Below are 18,004 nucleotides of genomic sequence, written 5' to 3'. Positions count from 1 at the left end.
TCGATACCGATGGCAGACTCCCGTCGCCGCCGTTCGCTTTGGGTCGTTCTCGGAGTCGTGGGCGTCGTCGTCCTCGTCGGAGTCGTCGGCCTCTTCGCCGTCGACGCGGGCTCGGGGGCCGAGACGACGGAGCCCGTCCCGTTTCACGACACCGTCACCACGGGCGTCGTTCTCGAGAACGCGGGTGACGACGACGAACTGAGCGAGGTCGACGTGCCGAAAGCACAGGTGTTCTACTCCCAGTACGAGTACGTCGTCGGCTACCGCGGCGTCGAACGCTTCGTCGACGCCCACGGCGCGCCGGGCCACGAGGAACGGTTCGGCTACCCGCTTACGGTGTACGTCACGGACTACGGCGCGAGCGGCGGCGACGTTCGACTCACCGAAGACGGCTATCCGACCCTCGAGGGCGAGACCGCAGACTGGATCGACGCCGAATCGGCGGTGTTCGTCGTCGACAGCGAGGCCCGAACGCCCGCAGGCGAGACGGCCATCCCCTTCGGCGATCGCGAGGACGCAGACGCGTTCGCCGCCGACCACGGTGGGACCGTCGTCGGCTGGGAGGGCCTGCTCGAACGCGAGTTCGAGATCGACGACGCTGACGTGGTCCGGGACCGCGTCGACCAGCGCCACGCCCACGCCGACGACCTGGTCGCGGGGGCGACGCCGATGCGGGATCGCCCGGTCGAGGTCGTCGTCGGCGAGGACGCAGCGACGCTCGAGGAGGCAGTCGAGACCGCGCCGGCCGAGTCGACGGTCGTCGTCCCCGAGGGCGTCCACGAGGTACCGGAGGAAGTCGCGGTGGATCGGCCGATCACCATCGTCGGACAGGGGCAAGGTGAGAGGCACGGTAACGGCGACGACGGAACCGAAGCCGCCACCGACGCCACGACTCTCCGCGGCGACGGCAACGGCTCCGTCCTCGTCCTCGAGTCCGAGCGCGCGGCCGTCACTGACCTGCGAATCGACGGCGTCGGCGACGTGACATCACCCGACGACGACGAACAGGACGGTGACGACGTCCTCGAGATGGCGTACGGACAGAGCGACGCCGGTATCGAACTCGACGAGGCCCCGGGCGCGCTGGTCGAGAACGTGACGATCGAGTCGCCGGCGACCGGCGTCTTGCTTCGCGACGCGCCCGAAAGCGTCGTCCGGAACGTCACCGTCGAAGGCAGCGACGACTGGGGCGACGGTTACATGGCCGTCACGACGATCCGGTCGCCGGATGCCGTCGTCGAGGACTCGACGCTCGTCGACGGCCGCGACGGGATCTACCTCCACCGCTCGGACGGCGTCGTCTTCCGGGACAACGTCCTCGAGAACAACCGGATCGGCGTTCACCTGATGTACACCTCGCGTACGCTGATCGCGGACAACCGGATCGAGGATCCGGTCTCGACGGGGATCGACGTGATGACCGCTCCCGAACACAACGCTATCGTCGGCAACGAGATTCGAAACGGCTCACAGGGAATTCTCATGGCCGGATCGCGCTCGTACGTCGCCGACAACCTCGTCACGGACACGTCGGTCGGCCTGACGACCGGTGCAGGCAACTCGATCTACGAAGGCAACGTCCTCGCGGGCAACGTCGAGGGTGTGCAGGCGAACCAGATCCTTCCGACCAACGAGGTAACCGGGAACGACTTCGTCGGAAACTACGAGCACGCCAACGCCCGACTCGGGACGCTCCGGGTCTGGAGCGAGGACGGCGAGGGGAACTTCTGGCACGGGGCGATCGGCACGCCGGATGCCGACGGAGAGGTGGGGACGGACGCCTCCACCCTCGAGCGTTCACACTCCCCGACGGATCCGGTCGACGAGCGCCTCCACCGCGTCGACGGAACCCCGACGCTCGCTCGCGCACCGGCGACCGACGCCCTCTCGGCACTCGAGGGAACGGTCTCGGGTATGCGATCCGAGAGCATCGTCGACCCCGCACCGCTTTGTGAGCCGGCGAATCCGGAGCTGCTCGAGCGCACCGAGTGGGAGTCGCCGGAGCGAGCCTGTTAACCCAGACCCGCTCGGAGTCGGCCACGACTGCCCAGGGGGTTGTCGTCGGTTCGTTCTCGAGAGCCGACAGCGTGGGGTTACTCGTCGAGAATCGACTCGAAGACCTTGGTTTGAGCGGCCGCGAGGTGTTCCGAGAGCGTTGCCGGTGCAATGTCTAAAACCTCGGCGACGTCGCTGGCGTTTGCCTGCTTGGGATGGTCGAAATACCCCATCTCGTAGGCCATTCGCAGGACCTCCCACTGTCTGTCGGTGAGTTCGGTGCGGTCGATAAACGCCAGAGCCTCGTCCCCGGAGGCCTGCTGGGAACGGATGAGGTTCTCGACTTCGACGTTCGCGTACTGATCTCTGAGCGTCGAGACCACCTCGCGGACGCCCTCCGCGTCGGCGACGTGAAAGGAGACGAACAGTGAGCCGTTTCGAGCGTAGATGTCGAATATCGGACACTCTAACCCCTCTATGACTTCACACGGGCAGCCACGGTCGGCCTCGCGGTCGAACCGATAGACGCTATTTATCGCGTACGTAAACACCTCGTCGAGGTCGGCGTCCGGGACGCTCTCTTCGAGTCCCTCCGACGCCTCGGCGTCGACCAGAAACTCCTCCGTGACGCCGGCCGCGTTCGTCGTTCTCGAGGCGTGATGACAGACTGCACCGGCTTCCGCCGAGGCGGTGGCGACCGGACAGTCGTCGGGCTCGTCGATGCGAATCTCCGTTCGAATCCCCTCACCCATATCGGGGTGTACACCGCGTGAACCCTTAACTTTCCCCATTGCCGTATAAAGACCCTCGATATTTATGGACACGATTGGCAACGATCTCGCCCCTATCTATATCCATGTCACTCGACGACGGTGACCAGACACACGGAACACCGTGTGAACGAGCCTGCGAGCGGGTTCCCACACTCGAGCACGAAATGACGCCACGGGCAGAGCGTATCGTCGATGGCGTCGGCGAGTCGCTCGAGGAGGGGGTCCTTCCAGCAAAGGTCTTCAACGACGAAGAGATATTCGAGGCCGAACTCCGCCGAATTTTCGGGCAGTGCTGGGTGTTTATCGGCCACGAGAGCGAGGTTTCCGAACCCGGAGACTACGCCCGGAGATACATCGGCAAGGACCCGTTTATCTTCGTTCGGGACGAGGACGGTGAGATCCGCGTCCTGTTCGACTCCTGTACACACCATGGAGCCAAGGTGTGCAAGGCCGAACAGGGTAACACGTCTCACTTCCGGTGTCCGTACCACGGCTGGACGTTCAAAAACACCGGCGATCTCGCCGGGATCCCCCTTCGCGATCAGGCCTTCCAAGGGCTCGATACCGACGAGTGGGGACTCCACGAAGCGTCCCGCGTCGAAAACTACAAAGGCCTCGTCTTCGCGTCCATCGCCGACGAGGGCCCCTCCCTCGAGGAGTATCTCGGCGATTTCAAGTGGTATCTCGACGTCCACCTCGACATCGCGGAAGGTGGACTCGAGGTCATCGGCGAGCCCCACCGCTGGCGAGCGGACAGCGACTGGAAGTCGGGAGCCGACAACTTCTCGGCCGACAGCTACCACACCGGCTTCGCCCACCGATCGGTGATCGAGGTCGGCTTCGCCGCCAACGAGATCTCGGGGACGCCGGGCCAGGAGACCCAGCGCCACGTCACCCACGCCGATTCGGGCTCGACGAGTCTCCGGCTGCTCGAGCCCGAAGACGAGGTCTTCTTTGGCTACCCGGAGGAGTACGTCACCGACGAGAACCTGAGCGACGAACAGTACGATCTCGCCGCCGCCTGCGGAGCGGCGACGGGGACAATCTTCCCGAACCTCTCGTTTATCCACCTCGCTGCGACCAACGATCCGGACAAGGAGCTCGACGGCTTCTTCAGCCTCCGGAAGTGGCAACCGGTCGCCCCCGGCGAGATGGAGTTCTGGAGCTGGGTGCTCGTGCCTGCAGAAGCCTCCGAGGAGTACAAACAGCGGGCCTACGACGTGGCCGTCGGAACGTTCAGCCCGTCCGGGAACTTCGAGCAGGACGACCTCGCCGTCTGGGACGGCATCGCCGAGGCAGCCGGATCCGTCTACGCGGAGAAAAACGGGGTCGGTTACAACTATCAGATGGGAATGCCCGGCATGAGTAAGGCATCCATCGACGAGGACTGGCACGGTCCCGGTACCGCCTGGGACGACAACCTCGAGGAGGGGACCTGCCGGACGTTCCACGGCAACTGGTACAAGGCGATGACCGACCAGGAGATCGGGATGAGTTACCCGGAGGACCACATCTAACCATGAGCCAACGCGCGACGCAGAAACCGGATCACGAACTCCACTACGAGTGTGTATCGTTTTACAACCACGAAGCCGAACTGCTCGACACCAAAGAACTCGAGCAGTGGCTCGAGCTGATGACCGAGGACATCAGATACGACATGCCGCTGCGAGTCACGCGCGACCGTGGCTCGGACCGCTCGGAGTTCAGCGACGAGGGCTTCAACTACCGGGAAGATTGGTCGACGCTGGACGCCCGCATCGAGCGCTTCCAGTCGGAGTTCGCGTGGTCGGAGGACCCGCCGACGCGAACCCGCCACTTCGTGACCAACGTCCGGGTGAAAGACGTCGACGGCGACGAGCTCTCGGTGAAGAACAACCTGCTGTTGTTCCTGGCCCAGGGAGAAGAGGCCGACGGAACGACGATTTCCGCAGAACGCCACGACGTGTTACGCCGGGTCGACGGCGAGCTCAAACTGGCCGAACGAGATATTCGCCTCGATCACACCGTCCTTCCGATGAAAAACATCTCGGTGTTCTTCTGAGACGTATCGACCAACGAACACACTCGACACGCGAAAACCGAACACACAACTCGACACATTACCCATGACTGGAGTCCGCAAACTCGAACACGCAACGATGGCAGTGACCGACCTCGAGGAGTCCGTCGACTGTTATACCGACGTCTTCGGCCTCGACGAACTCGACCGACGTGACGGCGTCGTCTACCTCGGCTGTGGCCTCGACGAGAACTACGATCTCGCTCTGACCGAGGGCGGGACGGGGATCGAACACTTCGCAATCCGCCTCACCGACGCGGAGATCGACGCCTACGAACGCCGCCTCGCCGATACCGAAGCTGACGTCCGACGAACCGACGGAGCCGAACCGGGACAGGAAAGCGGCGTCCGAGTCAGCCTCCCGAGCGGTATCGACGTCGAACTGGTCAGCGTCGCGGATACGCGTTATCTCCACCCGACGAAGGCAACCGCCGATCGCCTCGGCGTCGCACCGCTGGATCTCGATCACATCAATCTGATGAGCGACGCGATCGAGGAAGACGTCGCTTTCCTCGAGGACCACCTCGATTTCGACGTCTCGGACGAGATCGTCGAGGAAGACGGCTCGACGGTGCAGTCCTGGATGCGCCACGGCCGGTTTCACCACGACGCCGGCTTCACCAGGACCGACGATCCAGCGGAAACGCTCCACCATATCGCGTTCCAGTTCGAATCGTTCGACCACATCAAGCTCTTCTGTGACCGGCTGGCACAACACGGCTACCAGCTCGAGTACGGCCCGAGTCGACACAACGCGGGTTCGAACCTCTTCGCGTACTTCTGGGGGCCCGGCGGCAACCGGATCGAGCTGAGCGCCGAGATGGCGACGCTGGACCCCGACACCGAGACGGGCGTCCGCGTCCTCGAGGAGGAGTCGAACACGGTCTCTTCGTGGGGCGGCTCACCACCGAAACAGGAGTTCCTCGAAAAGGGGTCCTAGAACGGCTCTCCGACGACCGGATCGGACGGCGATCGGTAGAAACACATATGCTCGGTTGGAACGACTGACCAGTGTACGATGGGGTGGGGAGAAACCGACGGTTCGAACGCGTCTCGGCGGACAGTGCTCCGTCGGGTCGGGATGATCGGCGGGGCGGCGGTCGTCCTCGCAGGGTGTACATCGGACGGACACGCGAGCGACGACGGCGACGCCAACGATCCGGACGACACCTCTCGGCTCGAACTCATCCACTGGTGGACCGCTGGCGGCGAGGAAGACGCACTCGAGGCGCTCCTCGACGGATTTCTCGAGGAGCACGAGGAAGGCGTAATCGAGGAGAATCCCGCGCCGGGTGGCGCTGGATCGGCGCTCAACGCCGCGGTTCAGTCACGGCTCATCGACGAGGAGCCGCCGAGTACGTTCCAGATCTGGCCCGGTGAGGCGCTTCGACCGTTCACCGACTCGAACGTGCTCGCGGCTCTCGACGATATCTGGTCCGATGACATGCGCGAGGCGTACATCGATAGCGTCCGAGAACTCTCCCAACGCAACGGCGTGTACGTCGCGGTGCCGGTCAATATCCACCGGCTGAACAACCTCTTTTACAACGTCGACATCGTCGAGGACGTCGGCGTCGACCCCAGATCGGTCGACGATCCCGAAACATTACTCGAGGTGTTCGAGGCGGTTGCCGACGCCGGGTACACGCCGCTCGCCCACCAAACTCAGGACGCCTGGCCGACGGTCCAACTCTGGGAAACCGTCTTCCTCGGTCAGCATGGCCTCGAGACGTTCCAGTCGTTTCTCGACGGCGACGTGGACGGACTGGCGGAGCCCGTCGCCGAGTCGCTGTCGCTGATCGAACGCTATCGCGAGCACGTCAGCCCGGATGCGAGTTCGATCGCCTGGGACGAGGCGAACGCACAGGTCATCACTGGCGATGCGGCCTTTACCCACCAGGGTGACTGGGCGGCCGGCCACTACAGTTCCGCGGAACTCACGTACGGCGAAGAGTGGAGTCACGTGGCCTTCCCCGGAACCGACGGGGTGTATACGATGGTTCTCGACTCGTTCGTGATGCCGGACCCCAATCCCTCTCCAGAGCTGACCAGCGCGTTTCTTCAGTACTGCGGATCCGTCGACGCACAACGTCGGTTTAACCAGCCAAAAGGCTCCATTCCGCCGCGGACCGACGTTCCCGCCGAGGAGTTCCCTCCCTTCTTACAAGATCAGATGGCCGACTTCGACGCCTCTGGCGACCAACTCCCGACGATCACCCACGGTTCCGCCATCCATCCCGCGACGAAAAACCAACTCGAGGAGGCGTTCGCCTCGTTTCTCGAGTCGTGGAACGTCGAGACGACGGCGGAGCGACTCCTCGAGATCGTCGGACCCTGAGCACGATACAGTATACAAAACGCTAATGTCAGTGTTTTCCCTGTATCCGGACGATGCTGGACAGGCTTCGCCGAAACGTGCCTTCGGTCATCCGGAGAAACTACGCGCTGAAATTCGGGATCGTCCTCCTGTTGATCGGTGCCTCCGTCGGGATGATCGGATTCTTCGCCACCGAGGAGATCCGGGCGCACGTCCAGGACAACGCCGACGAGGAGTACGCAACTCTCGCAGAACAAGAAGCCAAGAGTCTCCAGGCGTGGTCCGAGAGCAACGAACAACGGGTCGAGACGCTCATCCGGAGCCCCGAGCTTCGAAGCCTCACGACGACGGAGCTTCGACAGTACACACAACATCCCGATCGAGCGAACGCGATTCACATCGTCGACACCGGTGACGGTGAGATCATCGCCAGCACTGATCGGACGCTCACCGGCGACTCCGTCGAAGAACTCTCGATTCCCGACTCAGAGAGCCTGATCGAGGGGATCGATCCGTTCTCGGTCTATCGGTCGAGTCCGTACCTCCTCGAGGAAGGCGACGGACAGCCGGCCGTCACCTACGCTCAGACCACCGGCGACGGCGCAATCGGCGTCGTCTACACCGTCGAACTCGAGCAGTACACGGAACAGTTCAGCACGCACGGCGACGATCGATCGTCGACGCTCGTCCTCGACGGCGAGAAGCGTCTGGTGTTCGGTGACGAGGGATACGGCGATGAGTTGCGCCACTTCGGGCAGACGTACGGCGGCGATTCCGACGCCCTCGCCGATTCGGCCGGACCCGGCTCCCGGACGGTCGCGTCAGCGGAAACATCGGATACCCTCACGGCCTACGGGTTCCCCGAGGAGGAACACGTCGTCGGCTCCGCCCCCGTCGAGGGGACCGACTGGATCGTTCTCGTCCACGAGCCGACGGCCGACGCCTACGGGTTCGTCACCACCGTCCAGTGGCTCGGCTTCACGGCGACCGCCGGGCTTGTTCTCCTGATCACGGCGATGGGGGCGATCCTCGGACGGAACACGGCCCGGTCGGTCAACAGACTCAGCCACGAGGCTTCCCGCATGGAAGCGGGCGACCTGGACGTCGACCTCGAGACGAACCGCGTCGACGAGATCGGTCAGCTGTACGTGGCGTTCGACAACATGCGCCTCTCACTTCGTGATCGGATGGAGGAGACACGGCGTGCCCGGGAGGAAGCCGAACGCGAGCGACGCCACACCCAGCACATGAACGAGGACCTTACACGTGCTGCGAATCGCTACGCGGACGTGATGCAGGCGGCCGCGGAGGGAGATCTCACGGTGCGCATGGACCCCGACGCGACGGACACCGAACCGATGCGTGAGGTCGCGACGGAGTTCAACGGAACCCTCGAGCAACTCGAGGAGACGATCGCGCGGCTGAACTATTTCGCGGGGGAAGTCGCAACGGCGAGCGAACAGGTCGCCGACTCGAGCAGGGCGGTCCGCGAAGCGTCGGAGAACGTGGCCGGCTCCGTTCAGCGAATCTCCGACGGCGCAGTCGAACAGAACGACTCGTTACAGGACGTAACCGAGGAGCTCTCGGAGCTTTCGCGAACGACGAGGGAGATCACGGAGTCGTCGAACGAGGTTGCAGAACTCGCTAAGGAGACTGCATCGACCGGTGACGCGGGTCGCGAGGCCGCTCGGGATGCGATCGCCGGGATGGCGTCGATCGAAACCGAGTCCGGGCGAGCCGTCGATGAGATTGGGAAACTGGAGCAGGAAGTCGCGAAGATCGATACCCTGATCGACCGAATCCAGGTGATCGCCGACCGAACGAACATGCTGGCGTTGAACACGAATCTCGAGGCGGTCCGTCCCTCGAGTGGCGACAGCGAGGACTTCGCGGCCGTCGCCGAGGAGGTCAAGGAACTCTCGGCAAGCGCCAAAGAGGCCGCCTCGGAGGTCGAAACTCACCTCGAGCGGATCCGAGAGCAAACCCAGCAATCGGTGAGTGCGGTCGAGCAGACCAGCGACGAGATCGACGTGACGGCTCGTCGCGTCGAACACGCGGCCGACGCCCTGGAAGATATCGCCGAGTACGCCGATGAGACCAGTTCCGGCGTTCAGGAGATTTCCACCGCAACCGAACAACAGATGAACTCCACTCACGAGGTCGTCTCGCAGGTAAGCGAGATCGCGACGATCAGCCAGGAGACGGCGACCGGGGCCGACACGGTCGCCGCCGCGACCGAAGAGCAGACGAGCGCGCTCACCGAAGTAACGGGATCGATGTCGGATCTCGCCGAGCGTGCAAACCGCCTCTCGAGGGCCCTCGACCGGTTCGAGACTGACAGCCCCGACGACGCTGTCACCCCGTTCGAAAACGAGTAGCGACGCCGCTCGTCTGGTCCACGTTCCTATCTGATAATACTACTATTGCTCTAAATGATTCGTTTGTGATGCTGTTATAGAGAGATATATAACTAATCAGCAAAGTAGCAAAATACCGAACCACCAACGCTCCAGATATCCTCGCAGATGATAGATCTATCCGGTAAATCAATATTGGCGAGGAAAATAGTTTCTGAACCGTTCGGAAAGGCAGTTTACGGCCTGTTTCGTGGCCTAACTTACGGTCGACCATTATCGACCGTATAAACATAGTATATTTTATACAATAAGGTATATGATGTTTTAGCCAATCGTCTATTTCTTCGAGTATTAGTTTCGAGATGATTGTCGGTCTGTCGAGAGACAGCGACGGGGCGGCGGCGCTCGAGTCGGTTCGACCCGGGAAAAACGGACGTTCGGTGGATCGTCGAGGGGAACAGATGAGTTATACGATCGGCTGTCCGTCAGTACCGCCGCATACGGGACCGTTCTCCGGATGCGCCAGTACACAGGGACAGCAATCCGTATCAGACGCGAGAGGCGAGCAGTTCGGTTTCGTCCTCGATCTCGCGGTTGTGTAACGCAGCGCCGGTCTCGCGGTCGAAGACGTGTATCGCCGATTCCGGAATGCGGATCACGTACCGCTTTCCGGCCTCCACGTGGCACATCCCGTCGACGATCACGTTGAACGTCGACTCGGTATCGGTGTCCGGGAACCGCACGAGGAGGTTGTTCTCGTTACCCATCGGTTCGACGACGTCGACGACGACAGGGAAGTCGTGTGCCGTTTCCCGGGCGTCGAGGAGTTCGACATCCTCGGGTCGGATTCCGAGGACCAACTCGGTCGTCTCTCCGACGGAGTCACGAACCACCGAAGAAAGCGGATACTCGAATTCGATGTCGGAATCCACCAGTCGGCCGTCCTCGAGGCTGACGTCGAAGAAGTTCATCGACGGCTCGCCGATGAAGCCAGCGACGAAGCGATTCGTCGGTCGGTGATAACACTCGAGTGGGGTAGCGACCTGCTGGAGTTCGCCACCGTCCAGGATGGCGATCCGGTCGCTCATCGTCATCGCCTCGGTCTGGTCGTGGGTGACGTAGACGGTCGTCACGCCGAGTTCCTCCTGGAGGCGCTGGAGTTCGGTCCGCATACCCGAACGGAGTTTGGCGTCGAGATTCGACAGCGGCTCGTCCATCAGGAAGACGGCTGGATCGCGAACGATTGCTCGCCCCAGCGCGACGCGCTGTTGCTGGCCGCCCGAGAGCTCCCCCGGCTTGCGCTCGAGGAGGTCGTCGATCTCGAGTGTCTCTGCGGCGTCTTCGACGCGACTGTCCATCTCTGCTTTCTCGAGAGTCGTCGACTCCTCGAGACCGAAGCGCATGTTCTCACGGACGGTCATGTGCGGGTACAGCGCGTAGCTCTGGAACACCATCGCGATGTCCCGCTGCTGGGCTGGCGCGTCGTTGACGACGTCGCCGTCGATCGCGATCCGTCCGTCCGAGATCGTCTCGAGGCCGGCGATCATCCGGAGTGTGGTCGACTTGCCACACCCCGAGGGGCCCACGAGGACGAGAAATTCGCCGTCGTCGATCTCGATCGAGACGTCGTCGACGGCGACGACGTCGTCGAAGCGTTTCGTTACGTTTCCGAGCGTGAGTTCAGCCATACGTATGTCCTCAGTATCTGCGGTTTCGAAGGGTTGGGTTGTCTCTGTTCCATTACGATGCACCGGTGATTCCTTTCGCGAACTGTCGACCGAAGACGATGTAGATGATGATCGTCGGCAAGGCGGCGATGAACGCGCCGGCCATCTGGATGTTGTACTCCTGTGCCATCGACCCCTGTAACTCGTTTAACGACTGGGTGACGACGTAGTTCGATCGGGACGTGACCAACACCAGCGCGAACAGCAGGTCGTTCCAGACCTGCGTGAACTGGTAGATCAGCGTTACCGCGAACATCGGCAACGATAACGGGAGTACGATCCGTTTGTAGATGCCGAACGCGTTGGCACCGTCTATCTTCGCTGCCTCGATCATCTCGTCGCCCAACGTCTTGTAGTACGACCGAAAGAGGATCGTACAGATCGGGATCCCGTAGGCGGTGTGGGTGATCGTCAACTCGAGCAGGTCCGCACGGTTCGCGAGAACCGGCGCGAACGCGAGCAATCCGGCGAGGTCGACAATCGACCAGAACTGGCGCAGTGGGACGAGCACCGACTGGTACGGCAAGAATACTCCCGCGAGGAAGATCACGAGAATACCGACCTGGCCGCGCCAGGACAGCTTCGTCAGCCCGTAGGCGGCGAAACTGCCGAACAACGCCGAGAGGATCGTCGCCGGAACGACGAACATCACGCTGTTGACTAGCCCACCCTGGAGCGTCGCGAACGCGAGTTCCCACGGCTCGACGGTGAACCAGGCGGGCGTCGGCGGCTCGAGTGGCGACGTGTTGATGAACCCGGCCTGGGACTTAAACGCCGTCGTCAGCCCGGCCCACAGCGGCGAGAGGTAGAAGCCGACGAGCCCGACGAGGACGGCGTACAGCACGACGCGCTGGGTGTCGAGTTCCGCTCGGTGCTCGGCGATCCGATCGCCGACCGATCGTCCGGTTCCGTCTGCGGTCGCCATCTATCGATCACCTCCGGCCAGCGTCGGCCCGATGGGGATAGGAGCTGTCGGTTCGTCGGCCGGTTCGTCCGTCGTGTCCATCATCAGAGATCACCTCGTTTGTACTGCAGGTACAGGTAGGGGGCGACGACCGAGAGCGCCATCAGGAAGAGAATGGTCGCCACCGCGGCCCCGTAGGCCCACTGGGTTCGCGAGAAGGCGACGCGGAACATCATCACCGCGAGGATGTCGGCCGAGCGGCCGGGGTTGTCCCCGAACATGATGAAGATGAAGTCGAACGCCTTCAGCGCGAACACCATCAACACGACCGCAGCGGAGGTCGTCGACGCGCTCAACTGCGGGACGATTACCCGCCAGTACATCCGCAGCGAACCCGCGCCGTCGACTTTCGCCGCCTCGTAGTGCGAGTCGGGGATCGCCCGCAGACCCGCGAGATAGACGACCATCGCGTAGCCGCTGAACTGCCACGTGAGCGCGAAGATGATCGCCGCCAGTCTCGTCCGCGGATCGCCGATCCAGTCCATCGTGAGGAAATCCAGCCCGATCGTGCTCAGAACGACGTTGATCGTCCCCGTACTCGGATTGTACATCCACGACCAGAAAATCGCCGTCACGACGAACGACAGCGCCATCGGCAACAGGTAAATCGTCCGGAGCGTGTTCTCGAAGCGGATGTTCTGGTCGACCAGAATCGCGAGTACGAGCCCGATCACCAGCGAGACCACGGTGAAGGCGACCAGCAGGACCACCGTGTTTCGAAATGCCGCGACGAACGACGGGTCGTTCGGCATCTGGGTGTACATCTCGAGCGTGAGATTCGTGTAATCCGGCTGGCTCAGGCCGCTCCAGTCGGTCAGCGAGATGAGGAGATTCCAGCCGACCGCGCCGTAGACGAACCACCCCATTAACAGCGCCGGCGGCAGCCAGAACGGCACTGCCTGGACCGCGTCGCTGTGTTTGAGTCTGGAGAGGCCGCCGCGTGTCCTCACGTCACTCCCGCCATCGGTCCGTAGTTCCCCGCGTTGGCCGTCGGTCTGTGGCTCCTCGCTTTGGCCGTCGGTCCGTGATCGCTCGCTTCGGTCCTCACGGTCACGTCGGCCTGTGCGGGAACGTAATCGATCGATGAATCCCATAGAGGAGTAGTAGTTAGAAGATACCGATCAGTTCCTGGGTCGTCTCGTCGACGTCCCAGTTGTCGGTGAAGACGGCGAACGCTTCCTGGACCTGGTCGGCCCTGGCCGGCTCGAGGCCGCTTCCGTGGGAGATCGTAACCGTCTGTTCGTCGGACGCCTCGAAGTCCGCCATCTGATCCTGCAGGAACGGCGGGAAGCCGTCCGTCTCCACGTCGGTTCGCGGCGGGATCGAGCCCTTGTGGGGGTTGAACCGTTCCTGGGCGTCGGCCGTCGTACAGTAACTGACGAACGCTTCGGTGGCTTCGGGCGTCGGATTGTTCGCCGGGTAGACGAAGCCATCCATCACCATCGTGTAGATCCCTTCGGTTCCGGGGAAGGGGATGTACTCCCAGTTCTCGCCGTACTCGAAGCCGTCGGCACCTTGATACTCGCCGGCAGCCCAGTCGCCGTTGTGGTGAAACGCGGCGTCACCGGTGATGACGTCGGCGTTGGCTTCGTCCCAGGCGACCGTCCCGGCGTCCTCGTTGTGGAACTCGCTTATGCGTTCGACGAGCTCGAGCGAGTCGGCGATCTCGCTCTCGAGCGATTCGGCGTCGCCCGCGAGGAACTGCTCGTACGTGTCGGCCCCGTACTGTCCGAGAAACACCATCTCCCAGAACTGGAGAATTCCCCACGGCTCCTGGGTCTGCTGGGCGAGGCCAACGTAGCCCGCGTCGTCCGCCGCCTCGAGCAAGTCGAGAAGATCCTCGGGATTCTCGGCGTCGGTCGGGTCGATACCTGCGTCCTCGACGACATCGACGTTGTAAAAGAGGTTGTTCAATCGGTGAATGTTGATCGGTGCCACGACGAGGTCGCCGTCCGGCGCGGCGGCGTCGATGACGCCGTCGACGTAGGCATCCTCGTCCTCCCAAACGTCGTCGATCGATTCCAGCGCGTCGGCCTCGAGATACGGGCGAACCGCCTCGCCGGGCCAGATCTGGAACGTACTCGGCGGATCCTGATCGATAACGCGCGTCTGGATCGCCGCATCGATCGCCGCACCAGCACCGCCGGGTGCTGGATTGTTCTCGACGCTGTGTTCGGGATACGCCTCTTCGAAGCCGTCGAGCAAGGCGTTCAGCGCCTGTTCCTCTCCTCCGGCAGTCCACCAGTGGACGATCTCGAGATCACCCTCGGAATCCGAATCACCCGTGTCGTCGGCGTCGTCTGCTCCGTTTCCTGTATCGATCTCGTCCGGATCTTCGTCCTCTGTACACCCTGCGAGCGCTAGCACGCCGACCCCTCCGGCGAGCTGAACGTACCGTCTTCGAGATACTGAGCTGTCTTCTCTCATGGCTTTACGACAGTCCGAGTGAAGAATTACAATTATATAAATTTGTCGTTGTGTTGCTGAGCGTGGGGGCCGGAGAACGAAATCCGGGACCTAATTTGGTGTGCGATGGGTGCAGATACACTGCCGAAATTGCGGCTATCGCTGCCTGACGCGCGGGAACGGGTATTCAACCGTCGGTCGTAACCGGTCGCTCCGAACGCGGTACTCACCAGTCTAGAAGGCATTACTCGAATTACTGAATTCGCTGTCGTTAGTATTACTAACAGTACACCAGCGACGACGGGCCGGTGGCGGCGGGAAATACGCCGGTAAATTGTGGGAGGCAACACCCATCCATACCGACTCATCCCGTCTCCATGAAGAGAAATTACGGCAGTATGACTGTAAATATGACCGTCAGCAGCCGTTCGCAGCGACTGCTCCGTCAGTCGAGTCGATCGAGTGAGTCGAGCGTGCGTAGCTCGTTCACCCGAATCTCCCGCAGCAACTATGGATTGCTAGTAATACTAGTTTAACTTTCCACCGATGGGCTCAAACGGAAGCGACAGCGAGCGACCGTCACCGACAACCCAAACCGGCACGACGGTCGATCAGCCGTACTCCTCTTGTAAGTATTCGAGCATCGAGAGGAGGTCGTCGGTATCGGACTGGTTGAGATTGTTCAATCCGACGGCGACGAGAAGCGGATAGAAGTCCTGTAGTTTCTGGAGGTCGTAGGACGTCGTCCGTGCTGACTCGTAGCTCAACTCCCGATAGGAGAGGTTGAGCGCGTTGTGCAGGTCCGACGGCAGATAGATCGTTACCCCCTCCCACTCTTCTTTGACGTTCCCGAGATCGTCGAGGTCGTAGGTGATTTCCGGTTCGTCGTCCCCGGAGGTGTCATCGACGCCTGGCAATACCGGGTCGACGCTACCGCCGTCGTCAGCTCCTTCGTTAGCGCCGTCGGACTCCGATCCATCAGCCATCGGTCTCCCCTCGTGATCGATCCGTCGATCGCTGTCCGGTCGGATACTCCCCGAACGGTACTCGTAATGCTTTCATGGATAGCATCTGTGTCCGACTCGATCATAACTGTTTGGATCCCGTCCGATTCGTACGCGGGGGTAGATGGCGTGAGGAATACCTCGAGGACACACGCAGTGACCGGAGACGAGAGTTCACCGGAAACTCGGTGTCGATCCCAGGATAGTCGTATCGAATAGATATAACGAATATCAACGGACCATTATCAAATAATAGTATTAATATAGTAATTGGTAAGTACTGAACTGACCTCGACGGGGAAGCGTTAACCACGACCCACTCCCAGAACCCTGGAGTGGACGCTATATCCGGTCTATAGTGGCAGTTATACCGTCCAGTTCGTACGATATCTCCTGGTATCTGTTGTCGTTCGTTGATCGGCCCTAAAAAATACACTCTCCGAACAGGCAGTCGTTTCGACACGGCGGTAACCGCCCCTGACATACTATCAAGTATCCATGTGGAATTGCTATTACCCACCGTTCAGTAATACTTTTCGAGAAAGAAAAGAGCCGCGACTTGCACAGCTGCTGTAGACCTGCAACGCTATCCCTCCCAACCGGAGTTGACTGAACGGTCAGTAAGGCTTATACGGGCTGATGACTAACTAGGTGACTAGAGAGATATTGCTGCGACTTTACACTCATACCAGTGTAACTCAACCCCAGTCGTTCGAGCGATCGGGCTGGGACGGTCTGTGACGACCGATTGCCGGTCGATTGCCCGCTGGTCTGCGATCGACCGGTACCGACCTATTGCGGTCCGTATGACTGGACGATCAGTCACGTGATTGGGCCAGGAAGTTCCCGCATCCACGACGAACGCAACGACGACCATCGACGGCTCGGACGACGAGCGGATAGAACGAACGCCCGCTATACGATTGGCCAGAATCACCGTCGTAACCCCCGTTATCTCCGAATTCGGTCGATGGACAATGGAGAAAGTATATCCGTTACGATCCCCTCGAACGAGGTATTGAATCGAACGAAATGACTGACAGTACCACTGGCGACGATTCTCTCGAAAATACTGGACATGCCGATCCCGATACGGAATCCGAATCCGATCTCGGGAGCGAAGTGGCTGTCGATCCCGGCGTCGAAATCGACGAAGACATCGCCGAGGACGACCTCCTCGGTGGGTTGAAGATCGACTCGACGGCGGACATCGAGGTCCCCGACCGACTCGTCGATCAGGTCATCGGTCAGGACGAGGCTCGAGACATCATCATCAAGGCGGCCGAGCAGCGTCGCCACGTCATGATGATCGGCTCGCCCGGAACGGGGAAGTCGATGCTGGCCAAGGCGATGAGTCAGTTGTTGCCCCAGGAGACGCTCCAGGACGTCTTGCTCTACCACAATCCGGACGACGAGAACGAGCCGAAGGTCCGAACCGTTCCCGCCGGAAAGGGCGAACAGATCGTCGCCGCCCACAGGGAGGAAGCCAACAAGGAGAACCGGTGGAAAACGATCCTGATGTGGGTCATCATCGCGGCGATTCTCATCTATACGATTCTGTCGGGATCGTCCATCCTGCTCGGAATCTTCGCGGCCGCGGTTATCTGGTTTATCTTCCGGACCCTGAAACAGGGATCGGACGCGCAGGTGCCGAACCTGCTGGTCAACAACGCCGAACAGCGCGTCGCTCCCTTCGAGGACGCCACCGGCGCTCACGCCGGTGCACTGCTGGGTGACGTCCGCCACGACCCGTTCCAGTCCGGTGGGATGGGCACGCCGAGTCACGAGCGTGTCGAACCGGGCTCGATCCACCAGTCCCACACGGGTGTGCTGTTCGTCGACGAGATCAACACCCTCGACGTCCGGACCCAACAGAAGCTGATGACGGCGATCCAGGAAGGCGAGTTCTCGATCACCGGCCAGTCCGAACGTTCCTCGGGCGCGATGGTCCAGACCGAACCCGTCCCCTGTAACTTCGTCATGATCGCCGCCGGAAATATGGACGCGATGGAGAATATGCATCCTGCGCTGCGCTCGCGGATCAAAGGCTACGGCTACGAGGTCTACATGGACGATACCATCGAATCCACACCCGAGATGCGCCGGAAGTACGTCCGTTTTATCGCCCAAGAGGTCGAACGCGACGGCCGTCTGCCCCATTTCACCCGCGACGCCGTCGAGGAGCTCATTCTCGAAGCGAAACGCCGTGCCGGTCGGAAGAAACACCTCACGTTACACTTCCGGGATCTCGGTGGCCTGATTCGCGTCGCCGGCGACATCGCCCGGGCAGAAGATCGCGAGTTCACGACTCGCGAGGACGTTCTGCAAGCCAAAGAGCGCTCGCGCTCGATCGAACAACAGCTCGCCGACGACTACATCGAGCGGCGCAAAGACTACGA

The 18,004-nt window shown here is 61.6% G+C and carries 13 protein-coding genes; 7 read left to right on the top strand and 6 right to left on the bottom strand.

The genetic code is table 11. The annotated features are described in order from the left end of the window. Positions 1–9 precede the first annotated feature (9 nt). Positions 10–2,016 (top strand): NosD domain-containing protein, encoded by a 2,007-nt coding sequence (locus FYC77_RS16145; RefSeq protein ID WP_149082527.1) that lies wholly within the window; start codon positions 10–12, stop codon positions 2,014–2,016. 77 nt (positions 2,017–2,093) lie between these two features. Here FYC77_RS16145 and FYC77_RS16140 read toward each other — a convergent pair whose 3' ends face one another. After that, positions 2,094–2,747: a helix-turn-helix domain-containing protein gene (locus FYC77_RS16140; protein ID WP_149082526.1), complete on the bottom strand. Its 654-nt coding sequence runs from the start codon at positions 2,745–2,747 to the stop codon at positions 2,094–2,096. 104 nt (positions 2,748–2,851) lie between these two features. Here FYC77_RS16140 and FYC77_RS16135 point away from each other — a divergent pair, with 104 nt between their 5' ends. The 5 genes from FYC77_RS16135 (at position 2,852) to FYC77_RS16115 (ending at position 9,525) form a co-directional block, all read left to right on the top strand. Continuing rightward, positions 2,852–4,285: an aromatic ring-hydroxylating oxygenase subunit alpha gene (locus FYC77_RS16135; RefSeq protein ID WP_238387001.1), complete on the top strand. Its 1,434-nt coding sequence runs from the start codon at positions 2,852–2,854 to the stop codon at positions 4,283–4,285. 2 nt (positions 4,286–4,287) lie between these two features. Next, positions 4,288–4,812: an aromatic-ring-hydroxylating dioxygenase subunit beta gene (locus FYC77_RS16130; RefSeq protein WP_149082525.1), complete on the top strand. Its 525-nt coding sequence runs from the start codon at positions 4,288–4,290 to the stop codon at positions 4,810–4,812. A 64-nt stretch (positions 4,813–4,876) separates the two neighbouring features. Continuing rightward, positions 4,877–5,770, top strand: a complete 894-nt coding sequence (locus FYC77_RS16125; RefSeq protein ID WP_149082524.1) for a VOC family protein — start codon at positions 4,877–4,879, stop codon at positions 5,768–5,770. Between the two features lie 78 nt (positions 5,771–5,848). Continuing rightward, positions 5,849–7,168, top strand: a complete 1,320-nt coding sequence (locus FYC77_RS16120) for an ABC transporter substrate-binding protein (RefSeq protein ID WP_149082523.1) — start codon at positions 5,849–5,851, stop codon at positions 7,166–7,168. A gap of 53 nt (positions 7,169–7,221) precedes the next feature. Continuing rightward, positions 7,222–9,525 (top strand): methyl-accepting chemotaxis protein, encoded by a 2,304-nt coding sequence (locus tag FYC77_RS16115; RefSeq protein WP_149082522.1) that lies wholly within the window; start codon positions 7,222–7,224, stop codon positions 9,523–9,525. A 527-nt stretch (positions 9,526–10,052) separates the two neighbouring features. On the opposite strand, the gene FYC77_RS16110 is transcribed toward FYC77_RS16115, so the two are convergent. The 5 genes from FYC77_RS16110 to FYC77_RS16090 form a co-directional block, all read right to left on the bottom strand. Beyond that, positions 10,053–11,192 (bottom strand): ABC transporter ATP-binding protein, encoded by a 1,140-nt coding sequence (locus FYC77_RS16110; protein ID WP_149082521.1) that lies wholly within the window; start codon positions 11,190–11,192, stop codon positions 10,053–10,055. A 52-nt stretch (positions 11,193–11,244) separates the two neighbouring features. Then, positions 11,245–12,156 (bottom strand): carbohydrate ABC transporter permease, encoded by a 912-nt coding sequence (locus FYC77_RS16105; RefSeq protein ID WP_149082520.1) that lies wholly within the window; start codon positions 12,154–12,156, stop codon positions 11,245–11,247. A gap of 83 nt (positions 12,157–12,239) precedes the next feature. After that, positions 12,240–13,289, bottom strand: coding sequence for a carbohydrate ABC transporter permease (locus FYC77_RS16100; RefSeq protein WP_149082519.1), 1,050 nt, complete (start codon positions 13,287–13,289; stop codon positions 12,240–12,242). A 13-nt stretch (positions 13,290–13,302) separates the two neighbouring features. Continuing rightward, complete coding sequence (locus tag FYC77_RS16095) at positions 13,303–14,622, bottom strand: ABC transporter substrate-binding protein (RefSeq protein ID WP_149082518.1); 1,320 nt, start codon at positions 14,620–14,622, stop codon at positions 13,303–13,305. Between the two features lie 590 nt (positions 14,623–15,212). Next, complete coding sequence (locus FYC77_RS16090; RefSeq protein ID WP_149082517.1) at positions 15,213–15,587, bottom strand: hypothetical protein; 375 nt, start codon at positions 15,585–15,587, stop codon at positions 15,213–15,215. Between the two features lie 1,008 nt (positions 15,588–16,595). On the opposite strand from FYC77_RS16090, the gene lonB reads away from it, so the two are divergent. Beyond that, positions 16,596–18,004: ATP-dependent protease LonB (gene lonB, locus FYC77_RS16085; protein WP_394349028.1), on the top strand; the 1,409-nt coding region annotated here is incomplete at its 3' end.

Source organism: Natrialba swarupiae (genome assembly GCF_008245225.1).
In the GTDB taxonomy this organism is placed as follows: Archaea; Halobacteriota; Halobacteria; order Halobacteriales; family Natrialbaceae; genus Natrarchaeobius; species Natrarchaeobius swarupiae.
The sequence above is the reverse complement of the archived record's forward strand: the minus strand, read 5'-3'. Positions and strand labels throughout refer to the sequence as shown.

Bases quoted from the DNA above. Each gene is read 5' to 3' on its own strand.
- FYC77_RS16145 (WP_149082527.1), top strand. From the start codon at position 10: ATGGCAGACTCCCGTCGCCGCCGTTCGCTTTGGGTCGTTCTCGGAGTC.
- FYC77_RS16140 (WP_149082526.1), bottom strand. From the start codon at position 2,747: ATGGGTGAGGGGATTCGAACGGAGATTCGCATCGACGAGCCCGACGAC.
- FYC77_RS16135 (WP_238387001.1), top strand. From the start codon at position 2,852: ATGTCACTCGACGACGGTGACCAGACACACGGAACACCGTGTGAACGA.
- FYC77_RS16130 (WP_149082525.1), top strand. From the start codon at position 4,288: ATGAGCCAACGCGCGACGCAGAAACCGGATCACGAACTCCACTACGAG.
- FYC77_RS16125 (WP_149082524.1), top strand. From the start codon at position 4,877: ATGACTGGAGTCCGCAAACTCGAACACGCAACGATGGCAGTGACCGAC.
- FYC77_RS16120 (WP_149082523.1), top strand. From the start codon at position 5,849: ATGGGGTGGGGAGAAACCGACGGTTCGAACGCGTCTCGGCGGACAGTG.
- FYC77_RS16115 (WP_149082522.1), top strand. From the start codon at position 7,222: ATGCTGGACAGGCTTCGCCGAAACGTGCCTTCGGTCATCCGGAGAAAC.
- FYC77_RS16110 (WP_149082521.1), bottom strand. From the start codon at position 11,192: ATGGCTGAACTCACGCTCGGAAACGTAACGAAACGCTTCGACGACGTC.
- FYC77_RS16105 (WP_149082520.1), bottom strand. From the start codon at position 12,156: ATGGCGACCGCAGACGGAACCGGACGATCGGTCGGCGATCGGATCGCC.
- FYC77_RS16100 (WP_149082519.1), bottom strand. From the start codon at position 13,289: ATGGGATTCATCGATCGATTACGTTCCCGCACAGGCCGACGTGACCGT.
- FYC77_RS16095 (WP_149082518.1), bottom strand. From the start codon at position 14,622: ATGAGAGAAGACAGCTCAGTATCTCGAAGACGGTACGTTCAGCTCGCC.
- FYC77_RS16090 (WP_149082517.1), bottom strand. From the start codon at position 15,587: ATGGCTGATGGATCGGAGTCCGACGGCGCTAACGAAGGAGCTGACGAC.